This window comes from Rhizobium sp. CRRU65, from assembly GCF_048551595.1.
In the GTDB taxonomy this organism is placed as follows: domain Bacteria; phylum Pseudomonadota; class Alphaproteobacteria; order Rhizobiales; family Rhizobiaceae; genus Rhizobium; species Rhizobium leguminosarum_J.
The window spans coordinates 173,976-189,618 of the sequence record NZ_JBLYZH010000017.1; the positions used below are offsets into that span (position 1 = coordinate 173,976).

At 61.6% G+C, this 15,643-nt stretch carries 13 protein-coding genes and 1 pseudogene; 6 read left to right on the forward strand and 8 right to left on the reverse strand.

The features are described from left to right. Positions 1-83 precede the first annotated feature (83 nt). A complete protein-coding gene (locus ACM5SV_RS29025) occupies positions 84-659 on the forward strand; it encodes a PadR family transcriptional regulator (RefSeq protein WP_003541914.1) in 576 nt (191 codons plus the stop codon). 264 nt (positions 660-923) lie between these two features. On the opposite strand, the gene map is transcribed toward ACM5SV_RS29025, so the two are convergent. From map to ACM5SV_RS29060, 7 genes and pseudogenes are all read right to left on the reverse strand, one after another. Continuing rightward, positions 924-1,682 (reverse strand): type I methionyl aminopeptidase, encoded by a 759-nt coding sequence (gene map / locus ACM5SV_RS29030; protein WP_012758531.1) that lies wholly within the window; start codon positions 1,680-1,682, stop codon positions 924-926. Between the two features lie 146 nt (positions 1,683-1,828). Continuing rightward, positions 1,829-2,890, reverse strand: a complete 1,062-nt coding sequence (locus ACM5SV_RS29035) for an LLM class flavin-dependent oxidoreductase (RefSeq protein ID WP_222014236.1) — start codon at positions 2,888-2,890, stop codon at positions 1,829-1,831. Between the two features lie 373 nt (positions 2,891-3,263). Beyond that, a pseudogene (locus tag ACM5SV_RS29040) lies at positions 3,264-3,553 on the reverse strand (GIY-YIG nuclease family protein). Positions 3,554-3,716: 163 nt separating this feature from the next. After that, a complete protein-coding gene (locus ACM5SV_RS29045) occupies positions 3,717-4,184 on the reverse strand; it encodes an SRPBCC family protein (protein WP_113548258.1) in 468 nt (155 codons plus the stop codon). Between the two features lie 100 nt (positions 4,185-4,284). Next, positions 4,285-5,544 (reverse strand): RNA polymerase sigma factor, encoded by a 1,260-nt coding sequence (locus ACM5SV_RS29050; protein ID WP_113548259.1) that lies wholly within the window; start codon positions 5,542-5,544, stop codon positions 4,285-4,287. Further along, positions 5,541-5,915 carry a YciI family protein gene (locus ACM5SV_RS29055; protein WP_003561490.1) on the reverse strand — a complete coding sequence of 125 codons (375 nt, stop codon included), beginning with the start codon at positions 5,913-5,915 and terminating at the stop codon, positions 5,541-5,543. The genes ACM5SV_RS29050 and ACM5SV_RS29055 overlap by 4 nt, the downstream gene beginning before the upstream one ends. Before the next feature lie 134 nt (positions 5,916-6,049). Then, positions 6,050-6,691: an HD domain-containing protein gene (locus ACM5SV_RS29060; protein ID WP_222014237.1), complete on the reverse strand. Its 642-nt coding sequence runs from the start codon at positions 6,689-6,691 to the stop codon at positions 6,050-6,052. Between the two features lie 108 nt (positions 6,692-6,799). Here ACM5SV_RS29060 and ACM5SV_RS29065 point away from each other — a divergent pair, with 108 nt between their 5' ends. Beyond that, the gene (locus tag ACM5SV_RS29065; protein ID WP_222014238.1) at positions 6,800-7,786 is read left to right on the forward strand and encodes a GlxA family transcriptional regulator; all 987 of its coding nucleotides are present in this window, start codon (positions 6,800-6,802) and stop codon (positions 7,784-7,786) included. 135 nt (positions 7,787-7,921) lie between these two features. Next, positions 7,922-8,875, forward strand: coding sequence for a hypothetical protein (locus tag ACM5SV_RS29070; RefSeq protein ID WP_128448838.1), 954 nt, complete (start codon positions 7,922-7,924; stop codon positions 8,873-8,875). Positions 8,876-8,924: 49 nt separating this feature from the next. On the opposite strand, the gene glpK is transcribed toward ACM5SV_RS29070, so the two are convergent. After that, entirely contained in the window at positions 8,925-10,418 is a 1,494-nt protein-coding gene (gene glpK / locus ACM5SV_RS29075) for a glycerol kinase GlpK (protein WP_222014239.1), read from the reverse strand. Positions 10,419-10,575: 157 nt separating this feature from the next. Between glpK and ACM5SV_RS29080 the strand changes: the two genes are divergently transcribed. From ACM5SV_RS29080 to xdhB, 3 genes are all read left to right on the forward strand, one after another. Then, positions 10,576-11,352: a 3-hydroxybutyrate dehydrogenase gene (locus ACM5SV_RS29080; protein WP_222014240.1), complete on the forward strand. Its 777-nt coding sequence runs from the start codon at positions 10,576-10,578 to the stop codon at positions 11,350-11,352. A gap of 29 nt (positions 11,353-11,381) precedes the next feature. After that, entirely contained in the window at positions 11,382-12,848 is a 1,467-nt protein-coding gene (gene xdhA / locus ACM5SV_RS29085) for a xanthine dehydrogenase small subunit (protein WP_221990172.1), read from the forward strand. Positions 12,849-13,062: 214 nt separating this feature from the next. Then, positions 13,063-15,402 carry a xanthine dehydrogenase molybdopterin binding subunit gene (xdhB, locus tag ACM5SV_RS29090; RefSeq protein WP_222014241.1) on the forward strand — a complete coding sequence of 780 codons (2,340 nt, stop codon included), beginning with the start codon at positions 13,063-13,065 and terminating at the stop codon, positions 15,400-15,402. Positions 15,403-15,643: the final 241 nt, after the last annotated feature.

The following is a 15,643-nucleotide window of genomic DNA, read 5'->3' on the forward strand; positions in this document are numbered from 1 at the left end:
TCTCCCCCTCTTGAAAACAATTATCTTACGATGTATGTTTTACGATATAGTCAACGATACATCTAACGATGAAAGGAAGGACCATGAGAGGTTTTAAAGGCGGCATGTTCGGCGGAGATTTCCGCATGGGCCGCAAATTTGCGGCTGGCGATCTCCAGCTCGTCATCCTGGCCCTGCTCGCTGAGCAGCCGCGCCACGGCTATGAATTGATAAAGTTGCTGGAGGAGCGGTCCGGCGGCTTCTACGTGCCGAGCCCCGGCGTCATCTATCCCGCCCTGACCTATCTCGAGGAAACCGGCCTTGCCGAGGTCGAGGTGGAGGGCGCCAAGAAGCTCTACCGTATCACCGAGGCCGGCCGCGGTCGCGTCGAGGAAAACCGCGCCATGATCCTGCATACGTTCGCCAAGCTGGAACGTATCGGCGAGAAGATGGCCCATGTGAAGCGTGTCTTCGAAACCGACCGTCACGGCGCCGACGAAGGCGATGACGGCGATTTCATGCAGGACGGTGGTGATATCCGCGCCGCCCGCATGCTGCTGCGCTCGGCCATGCGGATGCGCTATCCCTGGTCGAAACCCGAAGCCGCCCGCATCGCCGGCATCCTCGAACGCGCTGCCACCGAAATCCTGCAAGGCGGCAGGCCGGGAACGCGGGGTTAAAGAGCGAGGCTGGCCACCAAAGCTCGGTGAGTTGACGAGTGCGCTAACCTCTCCTCCCTCATTCCTGTGCTCGTCACAGGAACCCAGCGCCCAAGTCCTTGGGCGCGGGAGACTCTTTCCCTTGAGGTATTGATTCATTCACGGCGCAGACGCGCCGTGGCTGGATTCCTGTGACAGGCACAGGAATGAGGGAGGAGAAGTGGGCGCACCCTACAAAGCGTCGTGGAGATGCAAACCTTGAAGGGCGAGGCGCTCCCTAACGCCCTACGCCCGCTCATCCGGCAAGGTCAGAATCACCGGCCCGTTGCGCGTCGCCACCACCGTGTGTTCGTATTGCACGGTCGGCGCCTTCGGATCGGCATAGAGCGTCCAGGCATCGTCGCCGCCTTCGGCCCATGTCGCGCCGAGTGAGAGAAACGGCTCGACGGTGAAGACGAGACCTTCCGTCATCATCCGCTTTTCCGAAGGGTCCGGCCAGGTCGAGAGCTCGGCCGGCTCCTCATGCAGGGAGCGGCCGACGCCGTGGCTCGCCAGATTGGCGACCAGCGTATAGCGGTTCTTCTGCGCAAAGGCGCCGACGGCTGTGCCGATCTTTGCAAGCGGCTCGCCCGATTTGACCTGGTTGAGCCCGATCCAAAGCGCCCGCTTGCCGTCGCGGCAGAGCCGCTCGATCTTCGGCTTGACCGGCGGCATGGTGAAGGAGGCGCCGGTATCGGCGAAGAAGCCATCCTTTTCCGCCGAGACGTCGATATTGATGAGATCGCCCGCGCGGATGACGCGCGGGCCGGGAATACCGTGGGCGATTTCCTCATTGATGCTGATGCAGGTGGCGCCGGGAAACTGGTAGCAGAACTCCGGCGCCGAACGCGCGCCCGAATCCTCGAGCACTTTGCGGCCGATCTGGTCGAGTTCCAGCGTCGTCATGCCGGGTTCCATTGCCGCCGCCATCACCTGTATGGCGTTGGCGCAGATGCGACCGATCTCCTTGAGCTTTACCAGTTCGTCGTCGTTTGCGATAACCATTCGTCTGTTCCGGCCTTGCGCAGGACGGCCGCGGCCGCCTCAGAGCGCCGCGCGTTCGACAGGACGCGCGAAGGACGCTCATCACGTTGAAGTGGCGCACAATCCTTTTTCGAAAATCGATTCCGATGTTCGACGTTATGCGCTCGTCAGGCCGTGGCTTTCGCCTCTTCGCCCCTTTCAGTCAATGCCTTTCTGACGATCGGCGCGACTTTCGTGCCGTAAAGCTCGATGCCGCGCATGATCTCGGCATGCGGCATCAGGCCGATCGCCATCTGCAGCAGGAAGCGGTCGTTCTTGAAGAGTGCATGATGGGCGATGATCTTTTCGGCGACCGCCTCAGGATCACCGACGAAGAGCGCGCCGTTCGGCCCCCGCGACATGTCGAAATGCGCCCGGTTCGTCGGTCCCCAGCCGCGCTCGCGGCCGATACGGTTCATCACCTCGGCTTGAGGCCCATAGAACTGGTTGGCCGCCGCCTCCGTCGTATCGGCGATGAAGCCATGGACGTTGATGCTGGTCTTCAGCTTCGCTGGATCCTGCCCTGCCCGGCGCGCCGCCTGGCGGTAGAGATCGAAGAGCGGCGCAAAACGGCGCGGCTCACCGCCGATGAGCGCCAGTGCCACCGGCAGGCCCAGCGCGCCGGCGCGCGCCACCGACTGCGGCGTACCGCCGACCGCAACCCACAACGGCAACGGATCCTGCAGCGGTCGCGGATAGACGCCGCGCCCGTTGATCGGCGCGCGAAGTTCACCCTTCCACTCCACAACCTCGCTGTCGCGCAGCGCCAGCAGCAGATCGAGCTTCTCCTCGAAAAGCTGGTCGTAATCTTCGAGATTATAGCCGAACAGCGGGAAGGACTCGATGAAGGAGCCACGCCCCGCCATGATTTCGGCGCGGCCGTTGGAGATCAGATCGAGCGTCGAAAACTGCTGGAAGACGCGCACCGGATCATCGGACGAGAGCACGGTGACCGCACTTGTCAGCCGGATGTTCTTCGTCTTAACGGCGGCGGCCGCCAGCGCGACCGCGGGAGCCGACGCCGCATAATCCGGCCGATGATGTTCGCCGAGCCCAAAGACGTCGAGCCCCACCTGATCGGCAAGCTCGATTTCCTCGATAAGATGCTTCAGCCGTTCGGCCGCTTCCGCGCCCTTGCTGCGGGAAGGGTTGGGATTGACGTCGGCGAATGTGTAAAGCCCCAGTTCCATCATCGGCATCCTGTTGAATTCTCGGCTGAGATAAGGATGCCGGGGATAGAGCGCAAATACAAATTCTGGAACGGAATGTTCGAGAATTTCGATGGGCGGCGTTGTGTTTCGGACGGTTGATGGACTTCATCGCGAGACGGCAAAGAGTCTTTGCGCCGTGGACACGGCGCTGCTGGATTCCTGTGACAAGCACAGGAATGAGGGAGTAAGAGGTATGCACTCCGCCACTAATATCTGTTATCATTCAAGGTATTATCATCATATTGGGTAGGCGATTGTTGTTGAATTCCACAAACACCAAGAACTCCCTCATTCCTGTACTTGCCACAGGAATCCAGCCGTCGCGCGTCCGCGCGACGAGAGACTCATCTTCTCACAAACCCAAAAGATGAAACGAGATATCTCCCATTCGGGATTCTCCCTCTCGATGAGATTGAGCTTCCACTGCCGCGGCCATTTCTTGATCGTTTTCTCACGCGTGATCGCGGTCGTCAGGAGGTCGTATTCCTCGAACCACACTAAAATCTTGACGCCATATCTCGACGTAAAGCCCGGCGTCAGTTCATTCTGGTGTTCGTACAAACGCCCTGCCAGATCGCGCGTCACGCCAACATAGAGCGTGCCGTTGCGCTTCGATGCGAGAATATAGACATAACCCTTCATGGCGGAAGATTGGCACACGTCGCGCCAAACGGCACCTGGAGAGACCGCCGATCACCAATTTCGATTCCGGATCAGGCACTTCAAGGGGCGAGCGGAATCATCTCTCGAATGACTTCACACGGCAGATGACAAAAAGGGCCGCGCGGGGCGGCCCCGCTACCCCTCACATCTTCGCCAGCAGCTCCGCCAGTTGGTCCGCAGCCTTGCCCCATCCTTCGTGGAAACCCATCTTCTCGTGTGCTTCCTTGTCCTCCGCGCGCCAGTGCAGCGCCTTGGCCGTATATTTCGTGCGACCGTTGCCGAGATCTTCGAGCAGGATGACGCCTGTGAAGAAAGGTTTCTCGGAAGGCACCCAGGCGCTGGTATAGGCATCGGTGAAGACGATCTTCTCGTTCTCGATGATCTCGAGATAGACGCCGCGGTTTGGGTACTGATTGCCCTCGGGGTCATGCATGACGATGACGCTGGAACCGCCGGGGCGGACGTCGAGCGTCGCTTCCGTCACACCCCAGGGACGCGGCACGAACCATTGCTTCATCAGATCAGGATCGGTCCATGCTTTGTAGATCTTCTCGCGCGGCGCATCGAATTCGCGAACGAGGACGAGTTCATGTTGCGTGCTGGCGGTCATGTCGACATCTCTCCATTTGAATGAAACCTGTTTCCTGTCAGGTTGTTACAAGGACGTGTCGAAGTTCGCCGTTCCGACAGCCCGCCGGCTTCTTCGCAATTTATTTTGCGATCGGCTGCGTGGCATCTTCCTGCATCTTGTCGATCTGCCGGCGGATATGGGCTGCCTCTGCCGCCGAATGGGCCAGTGCAATGGCGCGGTCGAAGGCTTCGCGCGCTTGGCTGGTCAAGCCAAGCTGCTTCAGCAGCCCGCCCCGCAAGCCGTGATAGTAGAAATAGCCGCCGAGTTTTTCGCCAAGCGGATCGATGAGGTCGAGCGCATCCTGCGCACCCTGGAGCTTGGAGACGACGACGGCCCGGTTGAGCGTTATGACAGGCGATGGCTGGAGACGCTCGAGCGCGCGATAGAGCAGATCAATCTCCACCCAGTCTGTATCCTCGGCGCGTTTTGCGCGGGAGTGAACAGCGGCGATGGCCGCCTGAATCTGATAAGGAGCGGGCTGCCGATGGCGCAGCGCCTTGTCGAGCAGCGCTATGGCCTCATTGATGAAGGGTCTGTTCCAGAGCGAGCGGTCCTGATCTTCGAGCAGCACGATCTCGTCTCCGGCGTTGAAGCGCGCCGGCCGGCGCGAGATCTGCAGCAGCATGAGCGCAAGCAGCCCCATCAACTCCGGTTCCGAAGGGAAGATATGCAGCATCAACCGAGCTAGCCGGATCGCCTCGTCGCTGAAGGCAGCCGCCTCATGCCTGGGATCGGCCTGGCTATAGCCCTCGTTGAAGATCAGGTAGATCATCGTGCTGACGATCGAGAGCCGTTCGGCCCTCTCCTGCGGGCTCGGCGTTTCGAAAGGCACGCCGGCCTTGGCGACGCGCGCCTTGGCCCGGGTGATGCGCTGTTCCATGGCGCTCTCGGAAACCAGGAAGGCGCGCGCGATCTGCGGCACCGAAAGGCCGGAGACGATGCGCAGCGCCAGCGCGATCTGCTGGGTCGCGGGTAGATCGGGATGGCAGCAGATGAACAGCAGCCGCAGAATATCGTCGCGATAGTTGGAATCGTCCAGCCGCTCGACGATGTCGCTTTCGGCATCCTCGGTATCGGAGATTACGTCCTCATCCGGCAGAGCCTGGATCTTCGCCCGTTTGCGCACCGAATCGATGCCGCTGTTGCGGCCGACGAAGATGAGCCAGGCTGTGGGATCGCGCGGTGGCCCTTTCTCCGGCCATGTCCGGATCGCCCTCAGACACGCTTCCTGAAACGCCTCTTCCGCGGTATCGAGATTGCGGAAATAGCGCAGCAGCGCGCCGAGCGCCTTCGGGCGGGCCGATGCAAGCGCGAGGTCGATCCAGGCAATGTCTGTCATGATGAAGCATCTCCGGGCCTGAAGACGTAGAAAGGCCGAATTTCGTAAGAGGTGGAACCTGGATTGACGGATGAAAGCTGCTTCGAGAAGGCGATCGCCTCATCGAGCGTTTCAAAGTCGACCACATAGAAGCCGAGAAGCGCCTCCTTCGTTTCCGCAAAAGGCCCATCGATGACCAAGGGCTCGTCCTTGCCCTTGCGCACCGTGGTCGCAGCCGTCGTCGGCATCAGCCGGCCGACAGGGCCGAGCTTGCCGGATGCGGCAAGCGGCTCCTGCACGGCGTAGAGTTTCTCCATGACGGCAGCTTCTTCCTCCTTGGTCCAGGCGAAGACGGTTTCCTCATGGGCGTAACAAAGGATTGCATAAAGCATCGCTCACTCCTCTTTCCGAATGACGAAGGAGTACCGCCTTGGCCGACAGCGTGCATCAAAAAATTATTGATGGGAAATAAAGCGCTACTGATAATAAAAGGGCGGCGACCGGAGAGGGTCGCCGCCCTTTTGGGTCAGCTTGCCCAGTGCGAGCAACGAATGACGCTGCAGAAATTGCCGCGGTGGAAGTGCAGATCTTTGTCGGCCAGAACATCGGCCTTGACGTTGCCGAAGGTGGTCTCCGGCTTGTGTTTGATGCCTTCATAGAAGGTCTGGATAATATTTTCCTTGAACTGCTCGCCACGCGGATGGGCATGCACTACCGCCTCGCGCTGCTGATCGCTGTAGTCTTTGTAGGTCAGTCCGAGCACATCCATTTCGACACCCGCTGTCACCAGCGCCACGACGGGGTGCATATGCTGCGGAATGCCCGGCGTCGTATGCAGCGCGATCGCCGTCCAGACGGTGTCGATATCGGCCTGGGCAATGCCGCGGCTCTTCAGGAAATCGCGCGCCGCATTGGCGCCGTCGACCTCGAAACGCTCATCCGCGCTGCTATGCTGGTGGGTGAGCCCCATATCATGGAACATCGCGCCAGTATAAAGCAGCTCCGGATCGAAGCGGAAACCGCGCTGTTTGCCGGCCAGCGCGCCGAAATAATAGACACGGCTGGAATGGTGGAAGAGCAGCGGCGAGGCAGTGTCTCGCACCACCTCCGTCACCTCTCGCGCCAGCTTGCTGTCGGGAATGCTGATGTCGTCGATCGTCAGGGTCATGGCTTTTTCCTTGCGGTTGAACCTGCTTCGACATTAGAACAGGCGCAGACGTCAGCAATCGACGCAATACGGCATTTTCTGCCAAAACCGGTATCGTCAGGACGTAGAGTGACCAGACCCAAGACCATTGCCATTCTCGCCGTGCCGGGCGTCCAGCTTCTCGACGTCTCGGGACCGCTCGACGTCTTTGCCGAAGCCAATGTGCAGACAGGCCGCGAGATTTACCGGCCCGTGGTGATCGCCGTATCTCATGGTCATATCCGCAGTTCCTCCGGCGTTCGGCTGGTGGCGGATCACGTCATCGGCGACAATATCGGCGCGGCGGATACGCTGCTCGTCGCCGGCTGTCCCAAGGCGGCGGAGATCCAACCAGATGCCGCGATGGTTGCCTGGCTGCGCTCGGCAGCGCCGGCGGCAAGGCGATACGGCTCCGTCTGCAGCGGCGCATTCCTGCTTGCCGCGACCGGCCTGCTCGACGGCCGCCGCGTCACCACCCACTGGGCTGTCGCCGACAGGTTGGCCGAAGCCTATCCTGACATCACGGTGGAGGCGGATGCCATCCATGTGAGGGATGGCCAGTTGTGGACCGCGGCCGGTGTCACAGCCGGGCTCGATCTTGCGCTGGCGCTCGTCGAGGAGGATCTTGGCCATGAGATCGCCATGAAGATAGCGGGCCAGCTCGTGATGTTCTTCAAGCGGCCGGGTGGGCAGATGCAGTTCAGCCGCAAAGGCGAGGCAGCACCTGCCGGCCGCTCGGCCCTGCAGGAGGTCCAGCGCTGGATCGCCGCCAATCCCGCGGTCAACCACAGCGTCGCGACGCTGGCGCAGCGAATGGAATTGAGCCCCCGCCACTTCGCTCGGCTGTTCCGCGACGAGGTCGGCATGACACCCGCCGCCTGGGTGGAAGCGGCGCGCATCTCCGCCGCACGGCGGCTGCTGGAAGAAGGCCATACGCCGAAGCAGGTCGCCGTCGAATGCGGCTTTGCCGATGCCGATACGCTGCGCCGAGCTTTCGCAAGGCAGATCGGTGTGACGCCTGCCGAGTATCGCAAGCGCCACGCCAAGGTGCATCTCGGCGCGCTGGAAAATGTCTGAACCCTGCCGGTAACAAAGGCCGCGCCGCGCGATTAACCACGCCGCCGGTTCTGGAGCAGATGTCACGGAGTTGCCCATTTTGCATCGGATGTGTTTGCCGCCGCACCGATCAACTCGCGGCTATCAGGACGCAAAATGAAACCGCTTGAAAGCCTGCTGTTTGCCTGCGCTGCCTTCGTTTCCCTGCATCATGCAGCATCCGCCGCGGAAAATTTCATCTACACCAGCTCCGGCGAACTCGAGGCCTCGAAGGCGCTGCTCTCGCGGCCGGATATCTCAGGCGTCCAGATCGTCTACAACTGGAAGAGCCTGGAACCGGCCAAGGGCCAATATGATTTTTCGGAGATCGAGAAGGACTTGGCACTCGCAGAAAGCCTGAACAAAAAACTCTTCATCCAGGTCCAGGATCGCTTCTTCGAGCCGAAGGCGCGCAACATTCCAGGGTACATGTTGAACGACCCGGAATATGACGGCGGTCTCACTGCCCAGTTTGACAATCCCGGCGAAAACAAGCCGGTCGGCTTCGGCTGGGTGGCGCAGCAATGGAACCCGGCCGTGCGCGAGCGTTATCAGGCGCTGCTGAAGGCGCTGGCCGAAAAGTTCGACGGCAAGGTGTACGGCGTCAACCTGCCGGAGACGGCGATGGACCTCGATCCCAAGCATGAGCCGAAAGGCTATAGCTGCGATGCCTATTTCGAGGGCGAGATGGCAAACCTCGCCTTTGCCAGGAAAGCCTTCGCCAAGTCGATGGTGGTGCAATACGTCAACTTCTGGCCCTGCGAATGGGAGAACGACCACAATTACATGGGCCGCCTCTTCGACTTCGCGGCGAAGAACAATATTGGCCTCGGCGGCCCCGATATCGTGCCGAACCGCAAGGCGCAGATGAAGAACTCCTATCCCTTCTTCAACAAGTACAAGGGCAAGCTCGCCTATGTCGGCATGGCCGTGCAGGAGCCGACGCTGACCTACAAGAACCCGGTGACGAAGAAGCCCTTCACCAAGGCCGAATTCACCGCCTTTGCTGGGGATTATCTCGGCGCGAACGTGATCTTCTGGAGCACGGCGACGCCGTGGTTGAAGAAATAGCGAACCAACTCGCGGAAACGAGCGGGCTACGACGCGGTTCTCATCGCCTTTACCCCTCGCTCAGTGTTCGCCGGACAGCATTCTTCCAGCCCTTGAGCTTTGTCGCCCGCACCTTCTCGTCCATCTCGGGCTCGAACCGCCGATCCCGTTTCCACGTCGCCGAAAAACCGTCCCGGTCCGGCCACACCCCCGCCCGGCTGCCTGCGAGCCAGGCTGCACCCAGCGCCGTCGTCTCCAGGATCACCGGGCGATCGACCGGGGCGTCAAGCAGATCGGCAAGACGCTGCATCGTCCAGTCGGAGGCGACCATGCCGCCGTCGACGCGTAGCACGGTGTCGTCGGTGCCGTTCTTCCAGTCCTTCTGCATGGCGTCGAGCAGATCGCGGGTCTGATAGCAGACGGCCTCCAGCGCCGCACGGGAGAGTTCTGCCGGGCCGCTGTTGCGCGTCAGCCCGAAGATCGCACCGCGCGCCTTCGCATCCCAGTGCGGCGCGCCGAGGCCGGTGAAGGCGGGCACGAGATAAACCTCCTGCGTCGGATCGGCCTTCTCGGCGAGTTCATTCGTATCCCCGGCCTTGCCGATGATGCCGAGCCCGTCCCGCAGCCACTGCACGGCCGCACCCGCGATGAAGATCGAACCCTCCAGCGCATAGGTCGTCTCGCCGTTCAGGCGATAGGCGATGGTGGTCAGCAGCCGATTTTTGGAACGCACCATATCGGCGCCAGTGTTGAGCAGTGCGAAGCAGCCGGTGCCGTAGGTCGATTTCATCATGCCAGGCGCAAAACACGCCTGGCCAATGGTTGCCGCCTGCTGGTCGCCGGCCACGCCGAGGATCGGGATAGCAGCACCGAAAATATCAGGATCGACCGTGCCGAAATCGGCGGCGCAATCCTTCACTTCAGGCAGCATGGCGGCGGGGACCCTCAGAATATCGAGCAGATCCTCGTCCCACGCGTTTTCGGCAATGTTGTACATCAGCGTGCGCGAGGCGTTGGTGGCATCGGTGACGAAACTTTTGCCGCCCGTCAGCCGCCAGATCAGGAAGGTGTCGATCGTCCCAAAGCAGAGATCGCCCCTGGCAGCGCGCGCCCGCGCGCCCTTCACGTTTGCAAGCATCCAGGAGAGTTTGGTGCCGGAAAAATAAGGGTCGAGGATGAGGCCGGTCTTCTTCGTGAACAGCCGCTCCAGATCCTGCCGTTTCAGATTGTCGCAATAGCTTGCCGTGCGCCGGTCCTGCCAGACGATGGCATTCTGGATCGGCCGGCCCGTCTCGCGCTCCCAGACGACGACGGTCTCGCGCTGGTTGGTGATGCCGAGTGCGGCAAGATCACTAGCCTCGATCCCGGCATCGCGCAGCGCCATGTGGACGGTGGAGACGACCGAATCCCAGATCTCCTCTGGATCGTGCTCGACCCAGCCGGAGCGCGGATAGATCTGGGTGAATTCCTTCTGGCCCTTGCCGGCGACATGCATGTCGCCATCGAAGACGATCGCCCGCGTCGACGTCGTTCCCTGATCGATCGCCAGAACATATCCGCTCATGAAAACCCTCCCTCAGCATGTCAATTGTCGAAGCAAATCAATAGGACACGGATGCGGGCGAGAAAAGCGAATAAAGCGGAATTGCCAGCCCGCCGGCTTTGGGAATAACTTCGCAGCCAACGCCGCAACGCAGCATCGCGATTTCAGGGAGAACAGCATGAGCAGAACAGTCGTCGTCACCGGTTCCACCAGCGGCATCGGCCTTGCGATCGCCACTGCCTTCGCCGAAACGGGCGACAACATCGTCATCAACGGTTTCGGAAAGGCAGATGAAATCAAGGCGATCGTCGAACGGCTTGAATCATTGTCCAAGGGCCGGGCGCTCTATCATCCGGCCGACATGACGAAGCCCGCCGAGATCGCCAATCTGATCGAAACGGCTGCCAAGACCTTCGGTCGCGTCGATGTCCTGGTCAACAATGCCGGCATCCAGCACGTCGAGAAGATCGAGGATTTTCCGATCGAGCAATGGGACCAGATCATCGCGATCAATCTGTCGAGTTCATTTCACACCATGCGCGCCGCGATCCCGCTGATGAAGGCAAAGAAGCACGGCCGCATCATCAACATCGCCTCGGCCCACGGGCTCGTTGCCTCCCCCTTCAAATCCGCCTATGTCGCGGCAAAACATGGTATATTGGGCCTGACCAAGACGGCGGCGCTGGAGCTTGCCGAATTCGGCGTAACCGTGAACGCCATCTGCCCCGGCTACGTGCTGACACCGCTCGTCGAGAAGCAGATACCGGATACCGCCAAGGCGCGCGGCATGACCGAGGAACAGGTAAAGAGCGAGGTCATCCTCAAGGCGCAGCCGACGCATGAATTCGTCAAGGCCGAGGAAATAGGCGCACTGTCGCTCTACCTCGCCAGCGATGCCGCCCGGCAGGTGACCGGAACGCACATCTCGATTGACGGTGGCTGGACGGCGGCTTAACCATTTGGAAAAACAACAACAGGAACACCATGAACGACAGCATCCGCTTCATCCTGAATGGCGAGGACATCGCGCTCACCGATGTCAGGCCAACCGAGACGCTTCTCGATTTTCTGCGGTTGAAGCGACGGCTGACGGGCACCAAGGAAGGATGCGCGGAGGGCGATTGCGGCGCCTGCACCGTACTCGTCGGTCGGCTGGCGGACGGCAAGCTCGCCTATGAATCCGTCAATGCCTGTATCCGTTTCATCGGCTCGCTGCACGCCACCCATGTGGTAACGGTCGAGCATCTGGCCGGCAGGGACGGCGCGCTGCATCCAGTGCAGCAGGCACTGGTCGATTGCCACGGCTCGCAATGCGGCTTCTGCACCCCTGGTTTCGTCATGTCGCTTTACGGTCTCTGGCTCGCCAAGGAAAAGCCGAGCCGCCAGGAAATCGAAAAGGCACTGCAGGGCAATCTCTGTCGTTGCACGGGCTATGAGCCGATCGTCAAGGCCGCCGAGCAGGTGAGCCTGATGCGGCCGAGCACGCTCTTCGACCCGCTGGAACGGACGCGCTCTGAAATCGTCGCGCGGCTTTGGGCAATGCAGGCGAGCGGCACGATCAGGATTGCGAATGGCGAAGACCGGCTGATCGTGCCGGCTTCGATCCAGGCGCTGGCCGAGGTCCTTTCACAGGAACCCGACGCAGTTATCGTCGCCGGCGCGACCGATGTCGGCCTCTGGGTGACGAAGCAGATGCGCAGGCTAAGTCCGGTGGTTTTCATCAACCACCTCAGCGAACTGCAGTCGGTCAGAGAAGACGAAGACGGCGTCACCATCGGCGCCGGCGTCAGCTACACCAAGGCCTTCGAAGCGATCTCCAAGAAAATCCCGGCGCTCGGCCGGTTGATTGATCGCATCGGCGGCGAGCAGGTGCGCAACATGGGCACGATTGGCGGCAACATCGCCAATGGCTCGCCGATCGGCGACAGCCCGCCGCCGCTGATCGCGCTCGGCGCGACGCTGACGCTGCGGTCCCTGCAAGGCCAGCGCAGAATCCCGCTCGAGGATTTCTTCATCGCCTATGGCAAGCAGGATCGGAAGCCCGGCGAATTCGTCGAGAGTGTCTTCGTGCCCTACCCAGCAGCAATCAGCCGCTTTACCGCCTACAAGATCACCAAGCGCCGCGACGAGGACATCACCGCCGTGCTCGGCGCCTTCCTGTTGACGCTCGACGCGGCCGAAATCATCACCGACATCCGCATCGCCTTCGGCGGCATGGCGGCGACGCCGAAACGCGCCCGCACGGTAGAGGCCGCGCTAATCGGCAAACCATGGACGGAAGCGACGATGGAGGCGGCCCGGCCCGCCTTCGACGCCGACTACCAGCCGCTGACCGACTGGCGCGCCTCGGCGGAATACCGCCAGCTGACGGCGAAGAACCTGTTGACGCGGTTCTATCTTGAGACCGTCGGCGCGCCGGCGGAGCTGAAGCGGTTCGAGGAGGTGGCGTGATGGTTTGTTTCGCGAATTGGCCTCCCGCAGTCACCACTTTGCCCCTCACCCTAACCCTCTCCCCGCCTGCGGGGAGAGGGGACGTGCCCTGCGAGAGGTGGCGAGGAACGGAGACGGCGCGGCATGTCCCTTCTCCCCGCAAGCGGGGAGAAGGTGGCGGCAGCCGGATGAGGGGCCGCCGTGAAAACGGTGCCGGCCGCGGAGGGCTCATCTGATGGACAAGTCCGCCTTCGAAGACCGCAAGGCCATCATCGCGGGGCCGATGCACGGCTCGCTGCAGCATGATTCAGCACATAAGCATGTCACCGGAACCGCCGATTATATCGACGATATTCCCGAACCCGCAGGTCTGCTGCATGGCGCCCTCGGCCTCTCCGACCGGGCGCATGCCGAAATCCTCAGCATCGACCTTTCCGCGGTCGCCGCCTATCCCGGCGTGGTCTGGGTCTTCATCGGCAAGGACGTGCCCGGCGTCAACGACGTCAGCTCCAACGGCAGCCATGACGAGCCGCTGCTGGCCGAAACTTTAGTTCAATTCCACGGCCAGCCGATCTTTGCCGTCATCGCCGAGACGCGTGATGCCGCCCGCCGCGCCGCACGGCTGGCAAAGATCGACTATCGTGACCTGCCGCATTGGAGCGATATCGACGGCGCGCTCGCCAATGGCAGCCCGCTCGTCATCACTCCGATGACGCTGAGGCGCGGCGAGCCTGACACGGAAATGGCCAAAGCCGCCATGCGTCTGAAAGGTCAGATGCGCATCGGTGGACAGGAACATTTCTACCTCGAAGGCCATATCGCGGTGGCGATCCCCGGTGAGGATGACGAGGTCACCGTTTGGTCTTCGACGCAGCATCCAAGCGAGATCCAGCACATCGTCGGCCACGTGCTCGATATTCCTTCGAACGCCGTGACCGTCAATGTGCGCCGCATGGGCGGCGGCTTCGGCGGCAAGGAGACGCAGGGCAACCAGTTCGCGGCCCTTGCGGCGATCGCCGCCAAGAAGCTCGGCCGCGCGATCAAATTCCGTCCAGACCGCGACGAAGACATGAGTGCAACCGGCAAGCGCCATGATTTCCTCGTCGATTACGAGCTCGGCTTCGACGCCGAAGGCCGCATCCATGCGGTCCACGCCACTTATGCGGCGCGCTGCGGTTTCTCCTCCGACCTCTCGGGACCGGTGACCGACCGTGCGCTCTTCCATGCAGATTCCAGCTATTTCTATCCGCATGTGCATCTGAATTCGAAGCCGCTGAAGACGCACACCGTCTCCAACACCGCCTTCCGCGGTTTCGGCGGGCCGCAGGGCATGCTCGGCGCCGAACGCTTCATCGAGGAGATCGCTTATGCCGTCGGCAAGGACCCGCTGGATGTCCGCAAGCTGAATTTCTACGGCCAGCCGGGTTCGGAGCGCACACTCACCCCCTACCATCAGGAGGTTGAGGACAATATCATCGCCCGCATCGTCGAAGAGCTGGAGGAAACGACCGAATACCGGGCGCGGCGCAACGCCATCATCGCCTTTAACCGCGACAGTCGCTACATCAGAAAAGGCATCGCGCTGACGCCGGTCAAATTCGGCATCTCCTTCACCATGACAGCCTTCAACCAGGCCGGCGCCCTCGTCCACATCTACCAGGACGGCTCGATCCACCTGAACCACGGCGGCACCGAAATGGGCCAGGGCCTCTATACCAAGGTGGCGCAAGTGCTGGCCGACAGTTTCCAGGTCGATATCGACAGGGTGAAGATCACGGCGACGACCACCGCCAAAGTGCCGAATACCTCGGCCACCGCGGCGTCCTCCGGCTCGGACCTCAACGGCATGGCCGCCTATGACGCTGCCCGACAGATCAAGGAACGGCTGGTAGCCTTCGCCGCCGAGAAATGGGATGTTGAGGCCGTCGATGTCGTCTTCCTGCCGAACCGCGTGCGCGTCGGCGAGATCGAAATCCCCTTCCCCGATTTCATCAAGCAGGCCTATTTCGCCCGCGTCCAGCTTTCCGCCGCCGGCTTCTACAAGACGCCGAAGATCCACTGGGACCGCAAGGCCGGCCGCGGCACACCCTTCTATTATTTCGCCTACGGCGCCTCCTGCACCGAGGTTTCGATCGACACGCTAACGGGCGAATATCTGATCGACCGCACCGACATCCTCCACGATGTCGGCCGCTCGCTGAATCCGGCGATCGATATGGGCCAGGTCGAAGGCGCCTTCGTGCAGGGACTGGGCTGGCTGACGACGGAAGAGCTTTGGTGGGACGACAAGGGTCGGCTGCGCACGCATGCGCCTTCCACCTACAAGATCCCGCTCGCTTCCGACCGTCCGAAGATCTTCAACGTGCGCCTTGCCGAATGGTCCGAGAACACTGAGGCCACCATCGGCCGCTCCAAGGCCGTCGGCGAACCACCCTTGATGCTGGCGATCTCGGTGCTGGAAGCGCTGTCGATGGCGGTGGCAAGCGTCGCCAACTACAAGGTCTGCCCGAGGCTCGACACCCCGGCGACGCCGGAGCGGGTGCTGATGGCAGTCGAGCGGATGAAGCGGGTGTAGGAGATGGAAACGCGTCCGGCTCATTTGTTGCCCCCGACGGTTGATCGGGACGGGCAGAGAGCTTGGAGTGAGCGATACCCCCCTCTGTCCTGCCGGACATCTCCCCCACAAGGGGGGAGATCAGCAAGACGGAACGCTCTGCGCTTCGCTACCCTTCCGCTACATCACCAAAGTCCGACTCTACGCGACGACTTCTTTGTTCCGGGAAGCCGCCGCCTCATACTGATCTCCCCCCTTGTGG

Excerpts from the sequence above, each read along its gene's own strand:
- glpK (WP_222014239.1), bottom strand. The coding sequence starts at position 10,418 with ATGAGCGGATATGTTCTGGCGATCGATCAGGGAACGACGTCGACGCGG.
- ACM5SV_RS29055 (WP_003561490.1), bottom strand. The coding sequence starts at position 5,915 with ATGCTTTATGCAATCCTTTGTTACGCCCATGAGGAAACCGTCTTCGCC.
- ACM5SV_RS29070 (WP_128448838.1), top strand. The coding sequence starts at position 7,922 with ATGAAACCGCTTGAAAGCCTGCTGTTTGCCTGCGCTGCCTTCGTTTCC.
- ACM5SV_RS29035 (WP_222014236.1), bottom strand. The coding sequence starts at position 2,890 with ATGGAACTGGGGCTTTACACATTCGCCGACGTCAATCCCAACCCTTCC.
- ACM5SV_RS29045 (WP_113548258.1), bottom strand. The coding sequence starts at position 4,184 with ATGACCGCCAGCACGCAACATGAACTCGTCCTCGTTCGCGAATTCGAT.
- ACM5SV_RS29080 (WP_222014240.1), top strand. The coding sequence starts at position 10,576 with ATGAGCAGAACAGTCGTCGTCACCGGTTCCACCAGCGGCATCGGCCTT.
- ACM5SV_RS29025 (WP_003541914.1), top strand. The coding sequence starts at position 84 with ATGAGAGGTTTTAAAGGCGGCATGTTCGGCGGAGATTTCCGCATGGGC.
- ACM5SV_RS29060 (WP_222014237.1), bottom strand. The coding sequence starts at position 6,691 with ATGACCCTGACGATCGACGACATCAGCATTCCCGACAGCAAGCTGGCG.
- ACM5SV_RS29050 (WP_113548259.1), bottom strand. The coding sequence starts at position 5,544 with ATGACAGACATTGCCTGGATCGACCTCGCGCTTGCATCGGCCCGCCCG.
- xdhB (WP_222014241.1), top strand. The coding sequence starts at position 13,063 with ATGGACAAGTCCGCCTTCGAAGACCGCAAGGCCATCATCGCGGGGCCG.
- xdhA (WP_221990172.1), top strand. The coding sequence starts at position 11,382 with ATGAACGACAGCATCCGCTTCATCCTGAATGGCGAGGACATCGCGCTC.
- map (WP_012758531.1), bottom strand. The coding sequence starts at position 1,682 with ATGGTTATCGCAAACGACGACGAACTGGTAAAGCTCAAGGAGATCGGT.